The 7,185-nt window shown below is 43.6% G+C and carries 6 protein-coding genes; 5 read left to right on the forward strand and 1 reads right to left on the reverse strand.

Annotated features, from left to right (window positions below; genetic code table 11):
* Positions 1–67: 67 nt before the first annotated feature.
* The 3 genes from tig to WC819_05105 all read left to right on the forward strand — a co-directional run bounded on the left by tig (position 68) and on the right by WC819_05105 (position 2,926).
* On the forward strand, positions 68–1,357 hold the full coding sequence (tig, locus tag WC819_05095; GenBank protein MFA5986693.1) for a trigger factor: 1,290 nt from the start codon (positions 68–70) through the stop codon (positions 1,355–1,357).
* Between the two features lie 218 nt (positions 1,358–1,575).
* Positions 1,576–2,151, forward strand: a complete 576-nt coding sequence (locus WC819_05100) for an ATP-dependent Clp protease proteolytic subunit (GenBank protein ID MFA5986694.1) — start codon at positions 1,576–1,578, stop codon at positions 2,149–2,151.
* Between the two features lie 178 nt (positions 2,152–2,329).
* A complete protein-coding gene (locus tag WC819_05105) occupies positions 2,330–2,926 on the forward strand; it encodes a hypothetical protein (GenBank protein ID MFA5986695.1) in 597 nt (198 codons plus the stop codon).
* 99 nt (positions 2,927–3,025) lie between these two features.
* On the opposite strand, the gene gpmI is transcribed toward WC819_05105, so the two are convergent.
* On the reverse strand, positions 3,026–4,612 hold the full coding sequence (gene gpmI / locus WC819_05110; GenBank protein ID MFA5986696.1) for a 2,3-bisphosphoglycerate-independent phosphoglycerate mutase: 1,587 nt from the start codon (positions 4,610–4,612) through the stop codon (positions 3,026–3,028).
* Positions 4,613–4,883: 271 nt separating this feature from the next.
* Between gpmI and rny the strand changes: the two genes are divergently transcribed.
* Positions 4,884–6,434 carry a ribonuclease Y gene (gene rny, locus WC819_05115; protein ID MFA5986697.1) on the forward strand — a complete coding sequence of 517 codons (1,551 nt, stop codon included), beginning with the start codon at positions 4,884–4,886 and terminating at the stop codon, positions 6,432–6,434.
* Between the two features lie 285 nt (positions 6,435–6,719).
* Positions 6,720–6,995 carry an HU family DNA-binding protein gene (locus WC819_05120; GenBank protein MFA5986698.1) on the forward strand — a complete coding sequence of 92 codons (276 nt, stop codon included), beginning with the start codon at positions 6,720–6,722 and terminating at the stop codon, positions 6,993–6,995.
* The last annotated feature ends 190 nt before the right edge of the window (positions 6,996–7,185 follow it).

Consider the following 7,185-nt stretch of genomic DNA (forward strand, 5'->3'; position numbering starts at 1 on the left):
TCTACAAGTCTACTAGCATAGCGTGTCTAAAACGCAGTGTGTCTAATTAATCTAATATACTATCATTATGGAGTATAAGATCGAAAAAAATGAGGATGTGAATATTGACGTGGTGATCCCGTGGATCGAAGCGGAAGAAAAATTTGAGATTCTCTTGAACGAGGCGGTCAAAAATGTTTCGGTGAAGGGGTTTCGCAAAGGCGCTGTGCCACGAGATGTTGCTTTGGGACGTGTGAATCGTGCGCAAATCCTTGCGGATGCAACGGATCAATTGTTGCGTAAGCACTATACAGATATCATGGCAAAGGAGATGCTTAAGGTGATCGGTGCGCCACGGGTCAGTGTGACAAAACTCGCAGAGGGCAATGATATCGAGATCAAAATCGTGGTGGCGGTCTTGCCGGATATTGTTTTGCCAAAGAAATGGAAAGATGTGATCAAAAAGGTCAACAAAGAAAGCGCAAAAGATGTAAAAACGATTTCTGATGCAGATGTGCAGGAAGAGATCGCACATATTGCCAACAGTCGTGCACAGCACAAAGAGGTGGAGCGTGCCGCACAAAAAGATGACCATGTGAAGATTGACTTTACGGTCAAGCAAGACGGTGTGATCATCGAAAATGGCACAAGTAAAGATCACTCATTGGTGTTGGGCAAAGGGGTTTTTATCCCGGGATTTGAAGAAGAGGTGATTGGTATGAAAAAGGGTGAAGAAAAAACATTTACGTTGAAATTTCCTGCAGACTATCATGCAAAAAATCTCGCAGGGAAAGATGCGACATTTGAAGTGAAATTGAATGTTGTCGAAGAACGGATCACGCCGGAGATCACAGATGCATTTGCTGTGTCGCTTGGTGCGCAATTTGCAACAGTGGATGATCTCAAAAAAAGTGTAAAAGAGGGCATGGAGAAAGAAAAAGAGAAAAAAATGCAAGAAGAAAAACGTGCGAAATATTTGGATGCACTTGCTGACACGATCGATGTTGTCCTCCCAGAAATGATTATCCACGAAGAATTGCATCGCATGCTGGGAGAATTTGAACAACAACTGTCAATGAGTGGCATGCAGTTGGACATGTATCTCGAAAAGATCGGCAAAACCAAAGATGACGTGGAGAAAGAATGGGAGCCACAGGCCAAAAAGCGTGTGCTCAGTGCGCTTGTCTTGGAGCAACTTGCCGAGGATGAAGAAGTAAATATCGATAGTAAGGAGATTGAAGAAGAGATGAACAAAACGCTTGCGATGTACAAGGGTGTGCAGGATCTGGGGAAAAATCTCGACATGCGCCAGTTGTACGAATACACACGTGGCATGATGCGCAATGAAAAAGTTTTTGAGATCTTAGAAAAAATATAATTTAGACAATTTAGACGGGTAGACTAGTAGACACGCTACGCTTTAGACCGGTAGACATGTAGACATGTAGACAGGTAGACAGGGGTCTACAAATCTAAAGCGGTAGCGTGTCTAAAGCAAAGCGTGTCTAGTAACGCAGTGTGTCTAAAGCAATGGCGTGTCTAAAACGCAGTGTGTCTAAAACAAGGTGTGTCAAATTAATCTAATATACTAATTTTATGTACTACATCCCAACAGTGATCGAAAAAAGCGGACAATATGAGCGTGCGTATGATATTTATTCGCGCTTGCTCAAAGATCGGATCATCTTTTTGGGGACGGCGATCGATGATGATGTCGCAAACAGTGTGATCGCACAGCTCCTGTTTCTCGATGCGCAAGGGAGTGATGAGGATATCCGCATGTATATCAATTCACTGGGCGGTGTGGTGACGAGCGCGTTGGCGATCTATGACACGATGCAACACGTCAAAGCGGATGTGTCGACAATTTGTGTGGGAATGAGCGCATCGGCAGCGTCTCTCCTCCTTGCATCCGGTGCAAAAGGGAAACGTCTCATCTTGCCAAATGCAGAAGTGATGATCCATCAAGTATTGGGTGGCGCGCAAGGGCAAGCAAGCGATGTGGATATCCACGCGCGACACATCATCCAGACCAAAGCACGACTCAATGCGATCATGGCAAAACACACAGGGCAAAAGATCACAGTGATCGAACGAGACAGTGATCGTGACAATTTCATGAGCGCAACAGAAGCAAAAAAATATGGTATCGTGGACAGAATTGTGAAATAAATGCGGACTAGGTTTTAGGTGGTAGAAGAGTAGGTTGTAGAGAGCAAAAAACTCCTTAAAAAGGGAGTTTTTTGCGTATTTGACAAATTGTGTATTATATGATATAATTTTCGGTTATTGTACATTACAAATTAGAATTTTCAAAAAACAATCAAAATTAACGCAGGAGGATCACAATATGGGACGAAAAAGAATAGTAGAAGATATTTCTGAGGAAATGGTTATTGGTAAAAATGATTTTTATCGTAAAGGGAAAATCCTTCAACGGTATGGCCGGTGGTATGAGTATATCGAAAAACTTCCGAAATTGTTGCAGGCATCATCGGATATCCAATTGAAAGATCTTGTTCCAGATAAGCAGCATCAGGCGTTGATCTTTCGTGAAATTGGTATCACTAATTTTGATGGTTCGGGTTTGGAGTATATCGCATGGCTCAGCTTGACGCATGTTGCGTTGAAGCTTGAGTCGGATATCGAAGGAAAAACGATTCTTGATGTGGTTGAGGAGATGATTCAAAAACGAAAAGAACTAGGAAGCGATTTTATCAATATCTTATATCTTTTTGGAAAGAGGAGAACATCCTTCTATCAATACCTGACATTCGAGATGAGCAAGAAGTCCCTGCCCTTGGAGTTTGATTCAGCGATAGATATCGTTGAATCTGCCAAGGCATCCGCATATCTCTCCATTATGGAGGAGATCGTCATGTGTGAAAACAGAGGAAAAGATCCTCAAGAGATAGAAATATTTCTTGAAAAAATTATGGCAATGTGATGCCAAAAAGAGAGTTTGCAAGAATTTTTGCCAACTCTCTTTTTAATTATGAAAAATGAAAGTATGCGTTTTTTAAATGGTATAATATTAGGAATATTTTTATTGCAATGATGGGAGGAGGCTTTCGCCTTGCATTTCTTCGGGCTTGCGGATTTCCATGATGTCGAGAACGGTTGGGGCGATGTCGCTCATGAGTCCGCGGATCTCCGTTTGATTGCGCATAACCTCTTCCTCGGTTCGTTTGCGATGATTATCCGGAGCGACAAACCATAGCGGGATCGGGCTGGTGTTGTGTTTGGTGTCTACTTCACCGGTGTGTGAGTTGCGCATGATCTCGATGTTGCCGTGGTCTGCGGTAATGAGGAGGCAACCGCCTTTGGTGAGGACTGCTTTGATGAGTTTGTTCATGCAGACATCCGTTGCCTTGGCTGCTTCTTTGGCTGCCGGTTCATTGCCGGTGTGGGCGACCATATCGGGAGCGGCATAATTGATCACATAAAAATCATATTTTTCTGCGTCAACACTCTCAATGATCTTGTCTGTCAATTCGTAGGAGCTCATTTCCGGCTTCTCGTCGAATTTGTCAACTGCGGGGGAGGGGATCAATGCGCGATCTTCGCCGGGGAAAGCCTCTTCGGCGCCACCGTTGAAAAAGTATGTCACATGCGCATATTTTTCAGTTTCTGCGATGCGCAGTTGTTTGCGACCATGTTTGCTGATGACCTCGCCGAGACCATTCTGTACGTTTTCCGGAGGAAAAGCGATATTGACGGGGAGATCTTTTTCATACTCTACCATTGTGACAAAATTGATCTCAAGTTTTTCGCCGCGATCAAATTTTTCGAAACCGGGAAGAGCAAATGCCATCGTAAGTTCTCGTGCGCGATCTTCACGGAAATTAAAAAAGATCACACTGTCGCCATTCTTGATCGTTGCGAGTGGCGCGCCAGCACTGTCTGTGATGATGATCGGTTCAATGAACTCATCTGTGACGTTATTATCATAGGATTTTTGGATTGTGGCGACAGGGTCTGTGGTTTTTTCGCCTATGCCGTGTACGAGCATTTGGTAGGCTTTTTCAACGCGGTCCCAGTTATTGTTGCGGTCCATCGCCCAATTGCGACCGATCAGTGACGCAATTGTGCCAACGCCAATCTGTTTGAGCTTGTCAGCGATCTCCTGTATGACGCGTATGCCGGATGTGGGTGAAGAATCGCGACCATCCATAAAACAGTGAACGAAAAGTTTTTTGACATTCTTTTTGTGTGCGAGGTCAACTAGGGCGTACAAATGTTCTCTTGCCGCATGAACGCCACCGTCGCCAACGAGTCCCATGATGTGAAGTGCGCCATCATGATCTTTGACTTCTTGCATGGCATTGGTAAGAGCAGGATTTTGATCAAAGCTGCCGTTTTGAATTGAGAGGGAAATGCGCGGAAAGCTTTGATAGATGATCTTGCCCATGCCCATTGTCATATGACCAACCTCACTGTTGCCTGGCTCGCCCCACGGGAGACCGACAGAAATACCCGATGCTTGTAAGGCAACGAGGGGATAATAGTTATTAAGTTTGTCAAAAGTTGGCAATTCGATCTGATTGAGCGGATTGTCGGGTGAACTACTTAACCCCCATCCATCAATTACTACGAGAACAACGGGAGAATACATAATATTTTTTTGTATCATTATTTTACTTCTTTCATTTTATCACTCTTTTAGCTCTTTTGACAAATATGCCTACATATAGTATGATTTACCCAGTAATATTAATGATCCGAACGGTTGCTGTTGTGGAAATAATGGGATGTATATCAGGAGTATCATGGTGCAAATTATCAAATGATATGATCTATCTTTTAGTGTCAATCACAGGAGAAAAACAGACATAATACGTGTGGACTTGCGTGTTTGTTTTTGATATATCCTTATCGTACACAGCAGACGACCGAATATTTTTATGATAAGCTCAACACTATTGCTTATAGCTGTTGCGTCGTTAATTGTTGGAACCGGCGTTGGTTATGTCGTGCGACAAACCATTGCCAAAAGTCAAGCAAAGACGGCGGAAAACAACATTGCAGAGGCAAAAACGAAGGCGCAGGAAATCGAACTCGAGGCAAAAAATAGGGCAAAGGAAATCGAACTCGAGGCAAAAAACAAGGTAGTCAGTATTCGAGAAAAGGCCGAGGAAGAAGAGCGGGAACGCAAGCAAGAAATTCGCGCTACGGAAAAACGGTTGGAAAAACGTGAAAATCTCCTTGATCGCAAATTGGATGAGGCGGAAGAAGGTAAAAAGGCGCTGGAAGCAAAAGCACAAGAGGTGCGTGATGTGCGCACGCGTATAGAGGAAATGCGTATAGAGGAAATGCAACGACTGGAGAGTATCAGCGAGCTTACGCAGGAACAAGCGCGCAAAGCACTTTTGCAGTTAACGGAAGAGCAAAATCGAGAGGATTTTGCACAGCATGTTGCACGTTTACAAAAGCAATCACATGAAGAGCTGGAAAAAGAGGCGCGGGATATCATGACACATGTCATCCAAAAGTATTCACGCTCTCATGCGGCGGAGGTGATGACGTCGACACTCACGATTCCTTCAGAGGAAATCAAAGGGAAGATCATCGGTAAGGAGGGGCGCAATATTCGTGCTTTGGAGCGCATGACGGGTGTGGAAGTGATCATTGATGAAACGCCGGATTCGATCGTTTTGTCATCTTTTGATCCTGTACGCAGGGAAGTAGCAAAGATCGCTCTGGAGAAGTTGATCGAGGATGGGCGCATTCATCCCGCAAAGATCGAAGAGATCGTGGTATGGGCGGAAAAAGAGATTGACAATCGTATTCGTGAGGCGGGAGATGCTGCTGCCTATGAAGTGGGTATTGCCGGATTAGAACCAAAATTGCTGTATATTTTGGGACGATTGCGTTATCGTACAAGTTTCAAACAAAACGTGTTGTTACATTCATTGGAAGTGTCCTATCTTTCGGGTGCACTTGCGTCTGAATTAGGGTGTGATGTGAAAGTTGCCAAGATGGCGGGGCTTTTTCATGATATCGGGAAAGCGGTTGATCATGAAGTGCAGGGCACACATGTGGAAATTGGGATCAAGATCTTGCAAAAATTCAATGTTGATAAGCGCGTGATCGATGCCATGATGTCGCATCATGATGAGTACCCCTATGCAACACCTGAAGCGTATATTGTTGCGGCGGCGGATGCACTTTCTGCGGCACGTCCGGGAGCGCGCAAAGACACGGTAGAAAATTATCTCAAGCGTTTGGAAGAATTGGAATCGCTAACGAATAGTTTTCCGGAAGTCGAAAAGTGTTATGCAATTCAAGCAGGTCGTGAAATTCGTGTGTTTGTAAAGCCGGAGGCTGTGGATGATCTTGGCGCAATAAAACTTGCCCGCGATATTGCTGACAAAATTCAGGAGGAATTGAAATATCCTGGAGAAATCAAGGTAAATGTATTACGAGAATTGCGTGCTGTGGAATACGCACGATAGATAAGTAGATCGGTAGACACGCTACACTTTAGACAGGTAGACCAGTAGACGCGTGAGAAGGTCTACAAATCTAAAGCGGTAGCGTGTCTAAAACAAGGTGTGTCTAGTAATGCAGTGTGTCTCATAAATCTAAATATTGACAAATATCGTCCTTGCACGCATCATGAGTGAAGGACTGTGAATAACAGATTTGCCTTATTTGCTAGAAAAGTAGTACAATAAGTGCATTAAAAATAATAGGTAAAATCTAAAGATAGAAAGGACGGTGAAATTACAATGGCAAAAATAAACAAAGGAATGTTGATCGATGCAATTGCAGCAAAGACTGATATGAGCAAACGCGATGTAGAGCGTATGATCGAAGCTGCTACAGATGAGATTACGTCACAACTACAAGGTGGAAACGAAGTTGCTCTTACGGGCTTTGGTACATTTTCAGCATCAAAGCGTGCAGCACGACAAGGCGTCAATCCTAAGACAGGAGAGAAGATCCAAATCGCTGCAACAACTGTCCCAAAATTCAAGGCTGGTAAAGCATTGAAAGATGCGATCAAGGCATAAATTTTTTTGGACGATTCTGCTTTTTGTTTGAGAACAAAAAGATGGCGCAAAAATTCTTTTCGGATTACGGAAAGAATTTTTGCTTTTTAGTGAGAAATGCTATAATACACAGCATAAATAGCCAAAACAAAATTCATGCCTTTCAGAAAAGTCTTCTTTGCGATCATGAGCACCTGCTTCCTCATTGGTC

The organism is Parcubacteria group bacterium (genome assembly GCA_041660065.1).
In the GTDB taxonomy this organism is placed as follows: Bacteria; Patescibacteriota; Minisyncoccia; order Moranbacterales.

Bases quoted from the DNA above. Each gene is read 5' to 3' on its own strand.
- WC819_05105 (MFA5986695.1), top strand. From the start codon at position 2,330: ATGGGACGAAAAAGAATAGTAGAAGATATTTCTGAGGAAATGGTTATT.
- gpmI (MFA5986696.1), bottom strand. From the start codon at position 4,612: ATGATACAAAAAAATATTATGTATTCTCCCGTTGTTCTCGTAGTAATT.
- tig (MFA5986693.1), top strand. From the start codon at position 68: ATGGAGTATAAGATCGAAAAAAATGAGGATGTGAATATTGACGTGGTG.
- rny (MFA5986697.1), top strand. From the start codon at position 4,884: ATGATAAGCTCAACACTATTGCTTATAGCTGTTGCGTCGTTAATTGTT.
- WC819_05100 (MFA5986694.1), top strand. From the start codon at position 1,576: ATGTACTACATCCCAACAGTGATCGAAAAAAGCGGACAATATGAGCGT.